The organism is Cohnella endophytica (assembly GCF_003628305.1).
Lineage (GTDB): Bacteria > Bacillota > Bacilli > Paenibacillales > Paenibacillaceae > Cohnella > Cohnella endophytica.
The window spans coordinates 302,036-321,368 of the sequence record NZ_RBZM01000003.1; the positions used below are offsets into that span (position 1 = coordinate 302,036).

A 19,333-nucleotide genomic window follows, 5' to 3' on the forward strand; every position below is an offset into this window, starting at 1 on the left:
CAAAGGAGTGTGTAGTGATGAAGCGAAAGATTAGCTTGTCAAAAAAGTTAGTTAGTTTCACGACGATGTTGTTCTTATTTATCTCTTCTTTAGGTTTTGCTGCTCCTCCTACATTTGCGGCCCAGGCAACGTATTACGTAGATCCTGTGAACGGAAGCGATACGAATGCGGGAACATCGACATCGACCGCATTCAAGACGATTACCAAAGCTCAATCAGTTGTTCGAACAGTGAACACCAATATGACGGATGACATTATCGTTAACCTACGTGGGGGAACGTACAATCTGACAAGTACGATTAATTTCACGAATGCTGATTCCGGAACAAACAATCATAACGTCATTTATCAAGCTTACAATAATGAGGTTCCGCTGCTGAGCGGAGGACAGAGCATTACAGGTTGGACTGCAGTCGGCAATGGGCAATACAAGGCATCGATCGGCGCTCTTAACTTCCGTCAACTCTACGTGAACGGAGTGAGAGCGAATAGGGCTCGAATGCCGAAGAAAGGCTCGAATTATCAACTGCAGGCAGTTGACAAGACAAATCAAAAGTTGACGATTAACAGTAGCCAAATCACCAACTGGGCAAATTTCGGTCAGGTGGAGATGGTGCTGGAATCACAATGGGGCGAAAGCTATTTGCGACTCTCTTCATATACGGTAAGCGGCACCAATGCCAACGTTTCTTTCGGGAGTACGGAATCCGCCATTCTCTTCGTCAGACCCTATCCGATATTAAATGCGGGATCACCTTTCTATTTCGAGAATGCTTACGAGTTCTTAACAGAGCCGGGAGAATATTACGTCAATACGGCGACACAAACGGTCTATTATTTGCCACGTACCGGCGAGTCGATGGCTACGTCTGACGTGAAGGCTCCGGTGCTGGATACGTTGCTAAATATTCAAGGAACATCGGTCAGCAGTCCTTTGAAAAATATACAATTCCAGGGCATTACCTTCGCGTATACGACTTGGATGTACCCATCATCGAACGGAATGCTGAATGCACAAGGCGGTAATTACAATTTATCGGCAAACGCATCCAATCAGCAATACGTCGCGAGACCGCCGGCAGCGGTGTACGCCGCCAATGCAGACAATCTCCTTTTCCAAGCAAATACGTTCTATCACATAGGTTCCACAGCTCTTGATCTACATCATGCCGTTCACAACAGCTCCGTTCTTGGAAATCTAATTACGGACATTTCAGGCAATGGAATTATGGTCGGTAAATTCTCTGATCCGACGGTGGAATACCACACCGTTTATAATCCGCCAACGACCCCCGCTGGAGAGAGCGCGTTGGAAGTCAATTCGGGGATTACGGTGAACGACAATTACATTAATCAGGTAGGTCAGGATTATTACGGGACGGCCGGTATCAACGCGGGCTTCGTCAAGAGTACGATAATTAATCACAACGATATCTCGGACGTTCCTTGGGCGGGCATAAGCTTGGGCTGGGGTTGGACGAGCGCTGCTAATGCCTTGGGCAGCAATCAAGTCAGCTACAACAACATTCATAATGCGGTGAACGAGCTGTGTGACACGGGAGGAATCTATCACCTTTCCAACGATCCGGGAACCGTATTCAATGGAAATTATATTCATGATATTATCCGAACGCCATATTCATGCGGTTCTGCCGTTGCGGGGATATATACCGATGAAGGCTCCAACAACATGACTCTTTCCAATAACGTCCTCGCGAACACAAACAATTTCATACAGCAGAACGCCAACGGTTCGAGCATGACCTTAACTAACAATCTTACAACCGGTGCTACCGTAATCGGAGCAGCGGGACTAGAGTCGGCGTACTTGGGCTTACGAACGAAGCTCAATTTGGCTTTCGGCAAGACTGTCACTTCGTCTTCCGTGTATGGAATCAGCGATCTCGCAACAAACGCATTGGATAATAACACGGCAACGGGTTGGTCACCGCTTGCGACCGATACTGCAGCCTGGTGGCAGGTCGATCTGGGTCAAGCTTATAAGCTTAGTCAGTTCTCGTTGACGACAAGACAAGGCTTGGATCAACCAGGAACTCGCAACAATTTCGAGATCCGAGCCTCTAACGATGCTTCCTTCGCAACCTATACCGTTATTGGCAGACAAGATAACACGGCGTTAACTTACGGCTCTACGCTAACAGGTGATGTTACCAATCGAACTCCATTCAGATACATTCGAGTGGCGAAGACGGACGGACAATATTTCTATATTACCGAATTCAGCGTAATTGGAGCCGGAGGGTCAATTGCTCAACCTCTTGCCCTGCCCGGATTCAATCCAGCGACTTATTACAAAATAACTAATCAGAACAGCGGATTGGTTCTCGATATTTATAACAATTCAACTTCCGATGGAGGAATCGCAGACCAATGGGCATCAAATGGAGGTAATAATCAGCAATGGCAAATCCAGAGCGTCAGCGGCAATCTATATAAAATCGTGAATCGGAACAGCGGCAAAGCTCTGGAGGTCCCGAACGGCTCTTATAATAGAGGAGTTCAGCTTTCTCAATATACGTATAATGGGAATAACAATCAACTTTGGTATTTCGATTATAATTCAAGCGGGCAGTATGTCATAAGGAGCTTTAAATCCAACCAAGCAATGGACGTTTATGCAAACTCCACAACGAACGGTGGAGTCGTTGATCAATGGGGTTATTTCAACCAGAGCAATCAAAATTGGACGATAAATTAATTCAGTAATCAAGTGGGAGACTTACCGGTTATCCGGGCAGTCTCCCTTTCCCACGTCATACAGATCTACAGAAATTGAAGAGAAATCTATAATAATAGAAGTGATTGGTCAGAAGGTTTCAACCGAGGAAAAGTCGAATGATGTCAGTATATGATCCAAAAAGGACGGAGTGGCAGCTATGATCATCAGAAGTCTTTTGAAGCCTTTCAAACGAAGTTTGTTCCTTAAACTGATTCTGTTCAACACGATCATGATTACCCTAACGATATCGGTGTCGGGTTATCTCATTATCAACAACATGTCCAAAGTACTTCAGGACAAGGAAATCAAGTTCGAAGGCGAAGCGCTTAAGAAATTGCAAAGCTATACGGCCGACGAGTACGATAAGATATTCAAAATCGTCTTCCAGATGAATTACCCGGGCGGAGTGGGGGAAGTTCTTGCGGTAACTGGGAATTTACAAGATAAGCTCTACTCCAACGACAATAACATTCGCAGAATTAAGGACTACCTAAGTACGATTTGTAGCTATGATGAGAATATCACTGACTTTATCGTCGTGACTAACGATAGCACGGTATTCTATGATACTGGCTTACCTAAGCAAGGAAGAACTGCGGTGGCCAGCTATCCATTCCTTGAAGATCCGACGATTGAGGATGTTAGGGACAATAAGATATTCATTAAAGCAATCAGGGACAACCCCTCCCGTTACATTCATAAAGGAAGCGACGACGTAGTCTCTTTCGTCGGCAACATCTATGATCCGGCCCATATCGAAAAAAAACAATCAGTAGGGGCTTATATTATTAACGTGTCGCTGCACAAATTTTACAATTCCTATATGGAATACGAGAGTAGCGTAAAAGGGGATTTCGTCATTTCTAACGATGAAGGGAACGTGTTGTTCAGCTCGAACAATAATTTTACGTTAGACAATGGCATTAATCTTTCTACAGCAGTAAAACTTATGTCCAAGCAGCCGAACGAGGTCAAGCTCTTAGGCAAACGTTATATCTATCACCGGATGGAGGTAGGCTCCACGCCACTTAGCGTAACCAACTATATTCCGAAGGATTTGCTCTGGGAGTATGGAAAGAGGAGCATTTGGGAGGTGTTTTGGGTATTGCTCGCATCGCTCGCAACAACGCTCGTGCTCTTATCTTTCATCGCCTATGTGTATTCCAATCGAATTAATTTATTAGTGAAATATATGAAGCGAATCAAGGAGGGTAATTTCACATCGCGAGTCCATCTTCGGTCTGAGGATGAGATCGGGAAGCTCGCCGTTGAATTCAACGATATGAGCCAGAAGCTGAGCGATTATATCGAGCGCGTTTATTCTGCAGAGATCGAGCAGAAGAGTGCTGAGATCAATGCATTGCAAGCACAGGTTAATCCTCATTTCCTATACAACACACTTGAGAGTATTCGTATGCAAGCACTGAAGGAGCACAATCCGAATATTGCCGAAATGATATCTCAGTTGGGTAATCTGTTCCGTTGGAGTGTGAAGACGAGCAACAAGGTCGTCGAGATGGAGCAGGAGGTCTATTACATTACGACCTATCTAGAGCTTCAGAAAATGCGCTTCAAGGATAGATTGAATGTGGATATTAATATAGCACAAGAGGTAATGCGTTTAGGAATCCCCAAGCTACTTCTGCAGCCTCTGATAGAAAATGTATTCGTTCATGCCATTGGAGACGGTGCAGAAAAATTAAGCATTCTGATCAAAGGAACAAGGCATGACGCTAATGTCATCATCACCATTCAAGATAATGGATCCGGGTTCGATAGTTCCACCTTAGCAAGGACGCAAAAGCAAATGGCAGGTTTAATCTTTGACGAAGATACGCATATTGGCATAGCCAACGTGAATAGCAGAATAAGACTTATTTTTGGCAAAGCTTATGGCTTGTTCATTGATAGCGTCGAAGGTTTCGGAACGACTATACAACTCAGATTTCCAGCCATGACGACGAGGGAGATGCAATCTCATGTACAAAATACTCATCGTTGACGATGAAGAAGCCATTCGTGAAGGGCTATCTTTTTTAATAGATTGGGAAGAGTACAATGCACAGATCATTGGTGTTGCATCCAATGGCAAAGAAGCGCTGGAGTTCATTCAAACATATAAACCGCATATCGTCATTACCGACATTAGGATGCCGACAATGGACGGTCTGGAGCTCATGAAGCTTCTTCATAGGGAGCAGAACGTGATCAGAGTCATTATCTTGAGCGGTTTCGATGATTTCAATTATGTGAAGGAAGCGATGAGGTTCGGTGCGGAGAACTATCTGCTGAAGCCTGTGGACAAGGAAGAGTTATCCAACTCCGTTAAAGAAATCATAATCAGCCTAGAAAGCAAGCGACACTCGCTGTTGAACGAAAGAGAGGGCTTGCAGGTCCTTCGAAATAATACGTTAAACCGAATTGTCAGTAACGATATCAGCATTAAGGAATATGGGGAAAAGGCAGATTTCTTAGGTATCGATCTTAATTTCGATATTCTCCAAGCGGCGGTCATCGAGCTGGGATTCGATTCCCGAACGAAGACTGCCGGTTCCAACCCCGATTTCCGCTGGATGAGATTCGCTTCTTTCAATATTTGCGAAGAGATCGTAAGGGAGAGGTCAAGCGGCATCGTATTTATTGATCCATCCGATCTCATCGTGATCCTGTTCAGACAACAACTGAGTCTATATCAGAATCAGAACGAGATCCATGGCATTCTTGCGGAATGCATGAGTCAGATCTCAAAGATTATTCGCACATCGTGCTTCTCAGCCGTGGGCTCCGAAGTCACATCCCACCGGGAGTTGGGATTGTCCTATCAACAAGCGATTGAATGCTTAGACTTCAAGCTGGCATTAGGCTTGAACCGGACGGCGTTCCATTCTGAGACGCTTGGTCTGCAGTCGGCGAAATCGAGTAGTGAATTGTTGAAATTATCACAACTGGAAGATTGGGTCCGAATGAGGAATAAATCGGAGTATATAGCCTACATAACCGAGTTGTTCAATGGTGTTCAAAGTGAAGGAATGCTAACTCCGGGTCAAATCAAGGATATATTAATTGAGATTGTCATATCTTTATTGAATGTCACGAGAGAATATATCCCTGATGCCTCGCACATTATCGATATTAACGAATTTACTCAGAAGCTTCATTCCGCCATTAATCTCAAAGAGTTGCTTGACGAAGTCGGTCATTTCGCAAGCGAAGCCATGGATCAAATCCAAAATTCGATGCACCGTCAATTCAGTAAAATTGTTGCCGATGCGATAGCGCACGTCAAGGTCAATTATTATTCCACTGAAATATCGTTGAAGACTCTAGCCGTCACCTTGAACGTGAACTCGGCGTATTTAGGCCGGACCTTCAAGGAAGAGACTGGTGAGTTTTTCTCCGATTACTTATTGAAACTCCGAATGGACAAGGCGAAGAGTTACTTGACGACGACTACGCTTAAGATCAACGAGATATCGGAGCTCATCGGCTTAATGAACAGCAATTATTTCTACACCGTGTTTAAGAAGTATACCGGACGGAGTCCGGGAGATTTCAGACAAGTATAAACATTGGTGTCGGTTGTATAATTCGTGCAGTTGAGAGCGTATTCCTCCTGAATTACACTAAATACAGATAGTAAGCCGCCGGTGGTTTCTTATCGATCATACACAGGATTTAATAGGGAGGATCATCAGTTGAAAAAATGGTTAAGCGTCATGGCGTGTTCTTTGGTTGCATTTACGATATTGGCAGGTTGCGGTTCGAACTCTAACAAAAATTCTTCGGCAAGCCCGGAAGCTGTATCCTCTTCTCCTGCGACGTCAGCTGCATCGGAAGCTCCGAAAGCAGATCCGGTTAAAATAAAATGGGCGATATTCGAGACGGACAACTTCACTGATGCACTCTGGCAGAGCATCATCGACTCATTTGAGAAGGAATACCCGGATATTCAAGTAGAAAAAGTACTCATGACCGGCGACAGCCGACCGCAATTCCTCAAGACCCTGCTTGCAGCTGGCAGTCTTCCAGACATAATGCTTGATCCGGCCGAATTAGCCAAAATCAAAGATGTCTTGGCACCAGTACCCGATGATCTATTAGCTAACTTCGAGGATGGGTCCGTACCTGTTTTTAACAATCAGAAGGTACTTGTACCCGCTAGTAAACAATTACGCTCAGCTACGTATTACAATAAGAAAATGTTCGCCGATGCAGGAATTACCGATGTTCCGAAGACTTGGGACGAATTCTTGGCGGCGTGCGAGAAGCTTAAAGCGAAAGGCATCACTCCACTTATTACTGCGGGTGCAAGCGATGTATGGGCGACTTCCTTTGGTTATTGGGTGAACGTCGTCAATCCGGAAGTTGAAGTTTGGAACGCGAACTTCAATGCCGATCTGAAGAGTGGCGCGGCGAAGTGGAACAATCCGGTCATTACGGATGCCTTGCAAAAGTGGCAGGATTTGTACAAGAACGGGTATTTCGACAAAGGCTCGTTATCTTATAGCTATTCGCAAGCTTCCGCCGAATTTCAAAAGGGTAGAGCTGCTATGATGATGGATGGGTCATGGGTAGCTCCTTCGCTAGACAAAGGCAACCTGACTGACTTCGGAGTGTTCCAACAACCGACGAAGGACGGAATCACGAGCTATTCGGCAGCCTTTAACTATATGGCAGTGTCTAACTCGTCCAAAAATAAAGATGCAGCCTTTAAATTCCTGAAGTACTTCCTAGTTGATAATAAGGACGTTTATCTGTCTTATATCAAAGCAGACGGCCTCTTGTCCTCGACCAAAGAGCCCGTTACTTATGAGATGGGACCTGTTCAAACCCAATTCGTCGACAGCCTAAAAGGTTTGAAGCTTGTCGACGAGATTACGAAGTTGCCGGGTGATAACGCGCTCCCTACTGGAATGGAAGATTTCACGCAGAAGTCTCTTCAATCTATTCTTGCTGGAGCACCTATCTCAAAAGAGCTAGATACGTGGGATGATCAATACAAGAAGCTATCGGCAGCGACAGCTGGAAATTAAGACTATAAAAAAAACATGAAAATCCCAGTTCAAAAGCTGGGATTTTCTGTATAAAGGGACTGGGAGAGCATGGGGAAAAGATCAATCCTATTCGCGTTACCTGCGTTTATTATCTACTCGGCATTACTGATCGTTCCGATCCTGTTGGCGTTCATGCTGAGCTTCACGTCATGGACAGGCTACGCAGCCAACCCCATTCACTATGTGGGAATCGCAAACTTTATTGACCTGTGGAAGGATGAGAAGTTCCTTCATTCAATATGGGTTACGCTCCGTCTGGTCCTCGTCGTGACTCTTGGATCCAATGCGCTAGGCCTTATCTTTGCTCTCTTATTGAATAAAAGCGGAAAGCTGACAAATGTGTTCAGATCGGTGTTCTTCGTGCCGTTCGTCTTCAGCACTGTGGCCGTATCCTTCATCTGGAGTTCAATTATTTCGTATACAGGCGTCATTAACTATTTACTTGGAGTCGTTGGACTAGAAACTTGGCAAACCGACTTCATCGGAAATGCGAATCACGCGATCTGGAGCATCTCTATTATAGAAATTTGGAAGACGGTCGGCTTCAACATGGTCATCTATTTAGCCGCCTTGCAGACGGTTCCTGCGGAATTATACGAAGCTTGTACGATTGACGGAGGAAACGCGCGGAATAAGTTTCGTCACGTAACTTTGCCCATGATTGTCCCAGGTATTTCAATCAGCGTGCTGATGAGTGTTATCAACGAGATGAAACAGTTCGATCTCGTTAAGGTGATAACCGATGGAGGTCCTGGTTCAGGGACGGAGACGATCGCCTACCACATTATCTCTCAAGCCTTCGGTTACAATTTATTAGGGTATTCTTCTGCGATTGCTCTCGTGCTGTTCGTTGCTGTTGTTCTCGTATCCATTGCGCACCTCTCTATTACTCGAAGATTCGAGGTGGAAAGCTAATGCGGGCAGGGAGAAGTACTTTCTTCATTCGAATGATTCTATTAGTATCGGTCGTTCTCTATGCGATTCCGCTCTACCTATCCATCGTCAATATATTTAAGACGACCGATCAAATTACCTTAAATCCTTTTGCAATACCTTCGAGTCTGAACTTAGATAACTTGACTTATGTCCTGAACAACCCGAATGTCCATTTATACAAGATGTACCTAAATACGTTAATCATTGCGGTTTCTGCAACTCTTTTGACATTGCTCTTTACGGCTATGGCTGCGTTCTATACCTCTAGGTCTTCGGGGAAGCTATCTGGCATTCTGCATGTCTACTTCATCATGGGTATCATGGTTCCATACGCCATTGTGTATATCCCGTTAGTAATTATCTTTCGTGACTTTCATCTGATCGGAACACTTCACGGATTGATTCTGGTATTCATCTCCGGCAATATTCCGTTTGCCTTCTTCATGTATCATGGTTTCATGAAGACAGCCCCTAGAGAGTTAGAGGAGTCGGCAGCGATTGATGGCGCGGGGCAATTTCGGACGTTCTGGCAAATTATTTTCCCCTTACTGAAGCCTTGTACGACGACAACGGCCATCTTCATCGGTTTATCGATGTGGAACGACTTCCTAACGCCGCTGTTGATTGGGCAAGTGCATACGATCACTCTCGGCATCTATACCGCAATCGGGCCGCACTCCACGAACTGGGGGCAAATGTTTGCTTTTGTGTTCTTCGGGACATTCCCTGTAGTAGTGGCTTATCTCTTCGCTCAGAAGCAGTTCGTTAGCGGACTTACTGCTGGGGCTTTGAAGGGTTGAAAAAGTTTGTATATATGCAAATCATATAACAAGTCGTTTACGGTTGAATTGCTAAAAACTCCTGAAACTCCTCCATCAGAAATTAAGAAAGCCGAGGCGTATCCAGCGGAGGTTAAATAAACTTACAAATTGCATGACGTGAAGATCAGACCGAGAATTAGGCCTGGTCTTCGGGTCTGCCAAATCTTTTGTGTAAACTTTGCTTACTTGAATTTTTTGGACTTAGTGAGCAAGCAAGTTCAAGCGGCAAAAATCGTTGTCGATTACTAAAGCCAAATCACCGAAGGCAAAGGGAAAGTACAGAAGATCGCCGGAGATCGAACAATCATGTATTTGCGAGTGCAAGGCAAACAAATCTTGCTGATGGGTGGAGCGAATAACTGCGCTTCGTTCTTTTATAACGAATTGGGTTTTAAGCCTCTCACCAACATGCCGACTCACCTTTCGCTCGAGATGTTGCCTGAAAATTATCCGGGGAATCGAGGACTGGTTTACGTTCGGTTTCTCGCCGATCGCAACGTTACATGGGATGCTAGAGAATATCGCAACGCTCGAGAAAATGAAATAAGCTCATTATTAAGCGTTATTTACATAGAAAAGCCCGCGTATCGCGGGCTTTTCTATTTATTAATTATTTTCTGCTAGTCGATCTTGCAAATTTGCCCAAAAGGGTTGTCGAGAGTTCACGGATCAGTTATGATACTCATAATTGATTATGAAAATCATTCTCATTTACATCAGGGGGTTTGTTGAAAGTGTATCGGAATTGGAAAAGTTTGAAAGCAATCGTATTGTTTACTTTAATTTTCTCCCTCGTATTGGCGGGATGCCAATCGAATAATAACAATGCGGCTTCACCGGAATCCTCCGGACCGGCTTCGACAGCGGGATCCGCTTCGTCGACGAACGCTGCGGCAGAGGATAAGACGTTAACGATTTCGTGGCCGAAGGACATTGGACCGCTAAATCCGCATCAATATACGCCGAACGAATTTTTTGCCCAAGGCATGTACTATGAACCGTTGATCGATTACGGCGAAGGCGGTAAGCTCGTGCCTAAGCTCGCGGAGTCTTGGGACATCTCGGAAGACGGCAAAACGTACACGTTTCATCTTCGGCAGGACGTCAAATTCACCGACGGTTCGGTGTTCGACGCCAACGTCGTTCAGAAGAACTTCGATACGATCTTGGCTAATCGCGACATGCATTCTTGGTTAGGTGTTATCGCGCAGATCGACAAGACGGAAGTCGTAGACGCGAATACGTTCAAAATAACGCTGAAGAATCAATATTATCCGGCGCTACAAGAATTTGCGGTCGTCCGTCCGCTTCGCTTCCTCGGCGCGGCCGGGTTCCCGGACGACGGCAATACGGCAGAAACGATCAAAAGCCCGATCACGACGGGGCAGTGGGTGCTGAGCGAATACAAAAAAGACGAAGTAGCCGTCTTTACCCGCAATGACAACTACTGGGGTACGAAACCGAAAATCAACAAACTCGTCGTGAAGGTCATTCCCGATCCGGAAGCCAGAGTACTTGCTCTCGAGAAAGGCGATATTGACCTGATTTACGGAGAAGGTACGATCAGCCTGGACGCATTCGTGAACCTGAGAGATTCCGGCAAGTTCGAAACGTCCGTGTCCGACGCACTCGCGAGCCGCGCATTGATCGTGAACACGACGAAAGGACCTTTCGCTGATCAAAACGTCCGCTTAGCCCTGCAGCATGCTGTCAATAAACAAGCCCTAGTTGACGGCGTCACAAACGGTGTGGAAAAATTGGCCGATACGATCATCGCCAGCAACTTCCCTTACGCGAACGTAGGCTTAAAAGCTTACGATTACAACGTAGAAACCGCGAAATCACTTCTGGATCAAGCGGGATGGATGCTGCCCGACGGTAAAACGTTTCGCGAGAAAGACGGTAAACAGCTGCAAATCGAATTGGTATACATGGGTGACGACGAAGTCGAGAAACCAATGGCTACGGCAATCCAATCGGATCTGAAGCAAATCGGCATCGATCTGAAGCTGACCGGATTGGAAAGACAACTTCGCAACAAACGTATGGAAGCCGCGGATTCCGATCTTCTGTTCTGGAGCACGTACGGCGCTCCTTACGACCCACACAATTTCGTATCGACTAACTACGAACCGGGTTATGGCATTTACGAGTCGCAGCAAGGTTTGTCTATGGCAAAAGAATTGCATCAACAAATGAAAGACGTTCTGCTGACGACAGATGAAACGGAACGACAAAAGTTGTATACGTCGATCTTCAAGACGTTACACGAGCAAGCCGTGTACTTGCCAATCTCTTATCTGACGAGCATCGCCGTTTATCCGAAATATGTTACAGGCTTGAAATTTCCGGCTCATCGGGACGAAACACCGTTCGATACGTTAGACATCCAAAAATAAAGGTGTTTATATGGAATGAAACTTTATAGCTACGTATGGAAAAGAATACTGACGATGGTCCCCGTTTTATTGGGGGCCTCGTTCGTATCTTTTTTACTTTTGAGGTTAACTCCGGTCGATCCCGCGAAAGCCTATTTGTCGGTTTCGAATATACGACCGACGGAAGAGGCGATTCAAGCGATTCGCTCTCAATTGGGACTCGACGTGCCTTTTTGGACGCAATATGCGAATTGGCTTTGGCAACTATGTCGATTCGACTTCGGTACGTCTTTCTTTAGCAAGCTATCCGTCGGCAGCGAATTCATGAACCGTCTTCCGATAACGGCTGCACTTGCGCTTGTCAGTTTATTGCTAGCCATTGCGGTCAGCGTTCCGCTGGGCATCGTCTCGGCATTGGGGAAAAACCGGCCGATCGATCATATATGTCGGTTTCTTGCTTTTCTCGGTGCATCCTTACCTCAGTTCTGGCTAGCCTATATGCTCATTTACTTTTTGTCCGTTAAAATGGATTGGTTTCCGTTGCAAGGAGCGGAATCTTGGCGTTATTACGTGTTGCCGTCGTTTACGCTCGCTTTTTCCTTGATCGCGACCTATTCCCGACTACTTCGTGCCGGCTTGCTTGAAGGTCTTGAAGAACCATTCGTGCTGTATGCGCGTGCGAGAGGATTGGGCACTTATGCGATCTTGACCAAACATGTACTTCGTCATGCCGTTCGCCCCGTCGTGACCGCTGCGGGAATGAATTTAGGGAAGCTGTTCACGGGAACGGTTATCGTAGAACAGATCTTCGGTATGCCAGGCATGGGCGGTTTTTTTCTCGAATCGGTATTCCATCGCGATTATCCGGTCATCCAAAGCTATATTTTCGTCATGGCTTTCGTCTTCGTATTGGGAAATTTGGCGGCGGATTTGATCCAAGCTTGGATCGATCCGCGATTGACACGCTTCGAAGAGAAGGGGGGCAAATAAATGAAAGACCGACATAAGGCTTTCGCCAATTTGCTTGTCCGAAGGCGCTGGATGCTGTACCTATCGTTATCAGTGCTTCTAGCGGTCGTCGTCTGCGGCATCTTCGCTCCGTATTTGGCGCCGCACGATCCGAGTTTCGTCGATTTCTCCCACAAACTCGAGAGTCCGTCATGGGATTACCCCTTAGGTACGGATCAATTGGGACGATGTTTGTTCTCCCGATTGCTATATGGAACGCGAGTGTCGCTCGGACTTGCTCTTCTGATCGTAGTTGCTTGTCTATTGTCGGGACTACTGATCGGGTGCCTTTCCGGTTATTCCGGGGGATGGATCGATCATGCGGTCATGCGGGTTTGCGACGCTGTTCTGGCATTCCCGTCCTTAATCCTCGCAATTAGCCTCATTGCCGTATGGGGGGCGGGATGGAAGCAAATGGCGATCGCGCTAGTAATCGTACAGACCGTCTACTACGCGAGGTTCGTGCGGGGGTTGGTTATCAATTTGAAACAACAAACATACGTGACGGCGGCACGGGTTTGCGGTACGAATCCGGTTCGGATTTTGATGCGGCATATCGTGCCGAATATGCTCCCGCCGCTTCTTGTTGTCGTAACGTTGGAGATCGGATGGGTCATTATGGACATCTCCGCTTTATCGTTTATCGGACTTGGCATTCAGGCGCCGACGGCGGAGTGGGGGGCAATGATCAACGAAGGGAAATCGTTCATTCGCAGCCATCCGCGGCTCATGATCGCTCCGGGCGCGATGATATTTGTCATGGTCGCGCTATTAAATCTCGTCAGCGACGCGTTTGGCGAAAATAAAGGATTCGGAAGTCCATTGCGAAGAAAATCGAAATCGACGTAATAGGCGGATGAAACATTTCCAGGAGGATGATAGGATGATCGATCAATCGGTACTCGATGTTCAAGAGTTGCAGATTGCAGTCGCTTCCGAACGTGGCGTCGTGCAGGCCGTGCAAGACCTTTCGTTCAACATCGGTAAAGGTCAAGTACTCGGAATCGTCGGCGAAAGCGGCTGCGGCAAATCGATGACCTGCATGTCCATTCTCGGGTTGCTTCCCGACTCGGCCTATGTGACTCGCGGCAGGATTCGGTTAAAAGGCCAGGAGCTAACCGACTTATCCCCCCGAGAACGTAACCACGTTCGGCGCGAAAAAATCTCCTTGGTGCTTCAGAATCCGATGACGGCGTTTAATCCGCTTTTGACGATCGGCCGGCAATTCATCGAAACTCTCAAACTTCACGGAAGCTACTCTCGAAAGCAAGCCTTGGAGCGCTCGATGGCATGTCTGGCGGAAATGAACCTGCCCGAGCCCGAGCGCGTGCTTCGCCAATATCCTTACGAGCTAAGCGGGGGCATGCTTCAACGGTCGATGATCGGCTTAGCTTTATCTAATAAGCCCGCCTTACTCATCGCGGATGAACCGACGACGGCATTGGACAGCGGAAACCGGGATCACGTGCTGAACGCTTTCCGACGAATCAAAGCCGACGGCGAGACGGCCGTGTTGCTCGTATCGCATGATATCGGCGTGATCGAAGCGGTCGCCGACTCCGTAATCGTCATGAAGCAAGGCAAGATCGTCGAGAACGGATCGACCGCCGACGTATTGAAAAATCCCGCGCACGAATACACTAAGCTGCTCCTGGATGCCAGATTAATGGCGGGCAGCAGCCATGAGGACAGGGGTAGAGAACGCGTTGAAGCCGTTCAACTTAGATAATCCGTTCAATAAGAGAGCTCTATGGCTCTATATCGTCGCTTTGTTATTTTATGGAACCAACCATATGTTGATTATCGCTTTGCCTTTTCTATCGCAGTCGCTAGGTGCTAGTCAATCGCGGATCGGCATTATCATGGGGGCCTATATGTTCGTCTCGATGTTCCTGCGGCCGGTCGCCGGCGCGATCGTCGACAGATTCGGTTCGCGCAATATTTTCATGGCCGCGCTATTATTGAATGCGATCGTATTGGCGGCGTATTCCATTGAGAATCTCTGGGCGTTCGCGGTTATGAGGGCGTTACAAGGCGCCATTCTAGCCTTCTTCTCCATGACGGTGCACATGTTGATTATCGATCTGATATCGGACAAAGCGAGAGGGCAAGGATTGTCGCTGCTTTCTCTGGCGTCGATGGTTCCGTACACGTTCGTGCCTGCGCTCGTTCTATATTTGAAGGATCAAGTGACGATGACGCAATTGTTGTTGATCTTCGCGGGTATCGGCTTATGCAATATCGCGTTCGGATCGGGGTTGTTTCGGACCCTCGGCGCTAGAGCAGGGCAGACGAGCGGCGAACAGAATCGCGACGAAGACAGACATACAGTCGGATCTTCGAACGTTTCGACCCCAAAAATCGTTTTCCCTTCGCTCGTCATGTTGATGGCCTCTATCGTTTTCAGCATCGCGCCGACGTTTTTGCCGTTATACTTGGACAGCCGGGGAATGAACACGGCCCCGCTTTATTTTCTCACCGAAACCGCCGTATTGATCTTTATTCGTTTCTTCGGACGCAAACGAATTCCGTCATCTGCGACATTCCCGAGAAAACTGCTCATCGCACTGATCGCCTGCTTCGTGTTGTCGCCGACGCTACTGTTCCTGTCGTTATCCACTCCGGTCTTGCTAGCATCCGCCGTATGTAACGGTTTGGCGCTTTCCTTGTTGTATCCGACATTGATCACATACATTACTTTTATCGTTCCGGAGCGTTCGCGGGGATATTCTATCGGTTGGTTTATCGCTGCGGCAGACTTCGGCACATCATTGGGCGCGTTCTTGATGGGATGGCTGGCGGATGCGTTCTCCTACCCTACCATGCTGGCGACGGGCGCAGGCATCGGCGTTGCCGCGTTAATCGTTACGTTCGTTTATCGAGGAGAAAAGGCGGTCGTCGCATGAGTCTATTAATCGCGGACGAGATTACGAAAACGTATTCCGCCACCGGATGGTTCAGGAAACAGACGCCGGAGGGAAAGGGGGTACGAGAAATCTCATTTACGTTAGAGGAGGGATCTTGTCTCGGCATACTGGGGGAAAGCGGGGCCGGCAAAAGCACGCTAGGCCGAATCGTCCTCGGGTTATTGCCGCCGGACAGCGGAACGCTCACGTTCAGGGGGATCGACTTGTACCGATCGGGCAGAAGCGAGCGCAAGCAATGGCGCCGCGACATTCAGGTCGTCTTTCAGGACAGCTATTCCGCAATGAATCCTCGCATGACGGTTCAAGATATCGTCGCGGAACCGCTGCGCAACTATGAAAGGAAGTCCTCGAAAGAAGAGCGAAGCGCGGTTGCGGAATTGCTCGAGCTGGTCGGCCTCGGGGCGGACGATATGACGAAACGCCCGAAGCAGATGAGCGGGGGACAGCTTCAGCGTGTTAACATTGCGCGCGCTATCGCGTTGAAACCAAAGTTGATCGTGCTCGACGAACCGGTAAGTAGTATGGATATGATCATTCAGAAGCAAATTCTCGATCATTTGAAAGAGTTAAAAGAAAAGATAGGCACGGCGTATTTATTTATTTCGCACGATATATCGGCCGTGCAATATTTCGCCGACCGTGTCGCCATTCTCGACCGAGGAACGCTTGAAGTTCGGGAATCCTTCGATCCGTTCACGTAATAAATTCAGGCTGGAGAACGAAGAGAAACACGCGGTAATATGCTTACGAAGATTATGAACCTACTATGGGATTTACCAATCACTTTGCGACGTATTGTTCCAACGACCAACGTTAATGAAGCTGTATACGGTGGAGACAACCATGTGATCATCAATATATCTACTAGCACGTCCATTGGTAAATTCGTCGGAACAATCAATTACAGCGACCGCTACATCGACTTTTACATAAAGGTTCCAACAACGAAAACGTATACCATGACGATTCTGTATACTAAAGGTACAGGTGCAAATGCAACGCATTACCTTTTCTATAATGGCGGGGCTTGTTCAGCAGTTAAGTACCCGGCATATGCGGGATGGGGACAATTCATAACAGTAAATGTTAATGTAAATCTGACAGCTGGCCATAATGTTAATAGATTGGTTAAGGGTTCAATGGGGTTGCTGAGCTTGACAATATCACGTTGAATAAGTTATAAAGAGTCATTTTGCAGTAGAGCAGAAGAAAATACTCCAGCTCTTTTTGATGTGCGCGTACCCAGCAAAGCACGAATCTTCTAGCCGTTAGAAGTCCAGTCGCGGGAGTGGCCAAGCCCCCGCGTAGCTTGGGTACTTACGTATGGTGAAATCTGTGCTCTGGCTCGTAAAGAGTTAAATTACCTTTAGTGACCCAGACTTCTATAACGATGGTAGCCGAAACGCAACTCGCACTGATTTTAACCACGAGTTGGATGTATTTGTAAACTATCTATAAGATAGACATCAGCCAATACATTACACACAGGTCCTCTTTTGAAGGCATGTTCGAGCAGTTCGAAATATGGCTTCGGCCCGAATCTAAAGTCATTAGAGCAATCGTCTAACTATGAGCAGCCTACTTATTATTGTAGCGAGTCAGTAAGGCCGTGCATCAGGCTTATAATCTTGACATGGTTACTTTCGGAGAATCGATGGGACTCTTCTATTCTAATGGTAATCGAGGTTTGGGAAGAGAAGGTACGTTATTTCAATCCTTCGGCGGAGCCGAAAGTAATGTGGCGATAGTTCTTGCTCGTCTGGGTTGCAAAGTTGACTGTTATGATTCACTTGAGACATAAGCGCCTAATAGCCCCACTTTATATCGAATGTATCGATGAAGGGGGCTATTTGACGTTTACAAACAATCTGAAACAAAGCCTAATTAAATTTTAACAGAGACCTTTTATCCGGTATGTATGATCTGTCGCTTTAGCAGCTAGTAACTGGTATGGCGGCCATGGTCATCAATGCCGATTGGGCGATCCCGACCATTCTATTGCGAAACAAGCGAGAGTGGAAATTTTAATGGAATTCTAAAAGTCCTTGATACAAGTATGAATAGAGTTGCTAACGGGAAATCAAAGTGGTTCTTTGGTACTATTTATACTAATTTAGAACATGGAGCTAAAATTCATTACATTGTAAATGGAGAATTCTACAATAACGGTACGATTACAGTTACTGGTACTGGTACTGGTACTGGTACTGGAGGAATTACAGTTGGTGGATTTTTCACCATGACTTTCAGCGTATCAAGTTCCTCAAACTTTAATGCTACTCTCTATATTGCAGATGATTTCTACTGGAACTAATTAGAACTGTTAACCAAGAAAGATCAACTTGTTTGATCTTTCTTGGTTAACTTATTGATTTACAGCATCATAGACAGGGGGGAGAAGGCTCGATAACCAAGAAAACATAAATCAAGTATTTTTAATATGACGAATGGTGATGTAAGAATAAGTGTCCAAAATTAATGGTACAGTAGTTTTTATCTCAAGCATTATATTAGGTATATTAATCATGCTTTCGTCTAACATTGTTACATGATCTAAATATGATACTACTCATGTCTAAGGAGGTCTCTTGATTGCTGAGTTCATTGTAAGAACAAACGTAATAGTTATTGGTTTGATTATTATTTATGATGGTGTAAAAAATTATTTTAATAAAGGTAAATAGATTAATAATGTCGACTTCCCTTGTGATAGGCAAGATGGCATCCTTTTCGCCGATCGTGACTGGAAGCAATATGTGATGTCGATCGATAATTCTTCCAAATCGTACAAACCGATCCTCGATCCATTCGAGGTGATCGAATGGGATTAACCAAAGACGCCCGTGAGGCGTCTTTTATATCGTCAAAAAAGCGAGGTTTAAGCCCCGCTATTTCCCAATAACGATATAAAGTTATCTTGCGATCGATCGGTGTCAAGGGCATTTGAGACATGAATTTCCCTACCATCCTCATGCCGGAAATAACGATCCATAATCGAAAAACCCATCTTTATGGCATCCGCTACGTTCCTTACAAACTTCTCGGATCGTTTAATCGAGGAATCAAACGTGTCGTGGAATTGCGAAATACTGTTTGGATGCGATTCGCCATGAAGTGGGCCAATTACGAGAAGTTCACATAGGTCTTGCGTCTGCTCGATTAAAACGACCCGATAAGGATCACAGTCCCATTGTTTTGTTCTCATTTAAAAAACCTCCACAAAATGATTTTTTATAACAAATTAAGGAAACTTACGAAGTCTAAGATAAGCTATTATTTGGTCGGCGTCAAATCGATCTTTGTAAATCATAAGATACGCCTAAATTCGTAGTACAATAAGGGTTTTCGCTCAAAACCTACTACAGGTGCAGTACGTCCTGTATTTGTGGGGGGGGGGGGGGGGGGGGGGGGGGGGCGGGGGGGGGGGGGGGGGGGGGGGGGGGGGGGGGGGGGGGGGGGGGGGGGGGG

At 46.4% G+C, this 19,333-nt stretch carries 14 protein-coding genes; 13 read left to right on the forward strand and 1 reads right to left on the reverse strand.

The genetic code is table 11. From position 1 onward, the window contains the following. Window positions 1-17: 17 nt before the first annotated feature. The 13 genes from D7Z26_RS06585 (at window position 18) to D7Z26_RS27170 (ending at window position 18,179) form a co-directional block, all read left to right on the forward strand. Window positions 18-2,720 (forward strand): RICIN domain-containing protein, encoded by a 2,703-nt coding sequence (locus tag D7Z26_RS06585; protein ID WP_199731671.1) that lies wholly within the window; start codon window positions 18-20, stop codon window positions 2,718-2,720. 250 nt (window positions 2,721-2,970) lie between these two features. Beyond that, window positions 2,971-4,743 carry a sensor histidine kinase gene (locus D7Z26_RS06590; protein WP_158602228.1) on the forward strand — a complete coding sequence of 591 codons (1,773 nt, stop codon included), beginning with the start codon at window positions 2,971-2,973 and terminating at the stop codon, window positions 4,741-4,743. After that, window positions 4,721-6,307 (forward strand): response regulator transcription factor, encoded by a 1,587-nt coding sequence (locus tag D7Z26_RS06595; protein ID WP_120975262.1) that lies wholly within the window; start codon window positions 4,721-4,723, stop codon window positions 6,305-6,307. The genes D7Z26_RS06590 and D7Z26_RS06595 overlap by 23 nt, the downstream gene beginning before the upstream one ends. 129 nt (window positions 6,308-6,436) lie before the next feature. Then, window positions 6,437-7,774, forward strand: a complete 1,338-nt coding sequence (locus tag D7Z26_RS06600; protein ID WP_120975263.1) for an extracellular solute-binding protein — start codon at window positions 6,437-6,439, stop codon at window positions 7,772-7,774. A gap of 69 nt (window positions 7,775-7,843) precedes the next feature. After that, window positions 7,844-8,710 (forward strand): carbohydrate ABC transporter permease, encoded by an 867-nt coding sequence (locus D7Z26_RS06605; RefSeq protein ID WP_120975264.1) that lies wholly within the window; start codon window positions 7,844-7,846, stop codon window positions 8,708-8,710. Continuing rightward, on the forward strand, window positions 8,710-9,531 hold the full coding sequence (locus D7Z26_RS06610; RefSeq protein WP_120975265.1) for a carbohydrate ABC transporter permease: 822 nt from the start codon (window positions 8,710-8,712) through the stop codon (window positions 9,529-9,531). The genes D7Z26_RS06605 and D7Z26_RS06610 overlap by 1 nt, the downstream gene beginning before the upstream one ends. 755 nt (window positions 9,532-10,286) lie before the next feature. Then, on the forward strand, window positions 10,287-11,951 hold the full coding sequence (gene nikA, locus D7Z26_RS06620; protein WP_120975267.1) for a nickel ABC transporter substrate-binding protein: 1,665 nt from the start codon (window positions 10,287-10,289) through the stop codon (window positions 11,949-11,951). Window positions 11,952-11,966: 15 nt separating this feature from the next. Then, window positions 11,967-12,920 carry a nickel ABC transporter permease gene (gene nikB / locus D7Z26_RS06625; RefSeq protein ID WP_233566676.1) on the forward strand — a complete coding sequence of 318 codons (954 nt, stop codon included), beginning with the start codon at window positions 11,967-11,969 and terminating at the stop codon, window positions 12,918-12,920. A gap of 51 nt (window positions 12,921-12,971) precedes the next feature. Next, the gene (locus D7Z26_RS06630; protein WP_407643490.1) at window positions 12,972-13,787 is read left to right on the forward strand and encodes an ABC transporter permease; all 816 of its coding nucleotides are present in this window, start codon (window positions 12,972-12,974) and stop codon (window positions 13,785-13,787) included. Between the two features lie 34 nt (window positions 13,788-13,821). After that, on the forward strand, window positions 13,822-14,667 hold the full coding sequence (locus D7Z26_RS06635) for an ABC transporter ATP-binding protein (RefSeq protein ID WP_120975269.1): 846 nt from the start codon (window positions 13,822-13,824) through the stop codon (window positions 14,665-14,667). Next, a complete protein-coding gene (gene cntE, locus D7Z26_RS06640) occupies window positions 14,621-15,844 on the forward strand; it encodes a staphylopine family metallophore export MFS transporter CntE (protein WP_120975270.1) in 1,224 nt (407 codons plus the stop codon). Before D7Z26_RS06635 ends, cntE begins: the two co-directional genes overlap by 47 nt. Continuing rightward, on the forward strand, window positions 15,841-16,566 hold the full coding sequence (locus D7Z26_RS06645; RefSeq protein ID WP_120975271.1) for an ATP-binding cassette domain-containing protein: 726 nt from the start codon (window positions 15,841-15,843) through the stop codon (window positions 16,564-16,566). Before cntE ends, D7Z26_RS06645 begins: the two co-directional genes overlap by 4 nt. 1,268 nt (window positions 16,567-17,834) lie before the next feature. Beyond that, the gene (locus D7Z26_RS27170; RefSeq protein WP_147423836.1) at window positions 17,835-18,179 is read left to right on the forward strand and encodes a hypothetical protein; all 345 of its coding nucleotides are present in this window, start codon (window positions 17,835-17,837) and stop codon (window positions 18,177-18,179) included. A gap of 564 nt (window positions 18,180-18,743) precedes the next feature. Here D7Z26_RS27170 and D7Z26_RS06660 read toward each other — a convergent pair. Next, entirely contained in the window at window positions 18,744-19,070 is a 327-nt protein-coding gene (locus D7Z26_RS06660) for a hypothetical protein (RefSeq protein ID WP_120975273.1), read from the reverse strand. Between the last annotated feature and the right edge of the window lie 263 nt (window positions 19,071-19,333).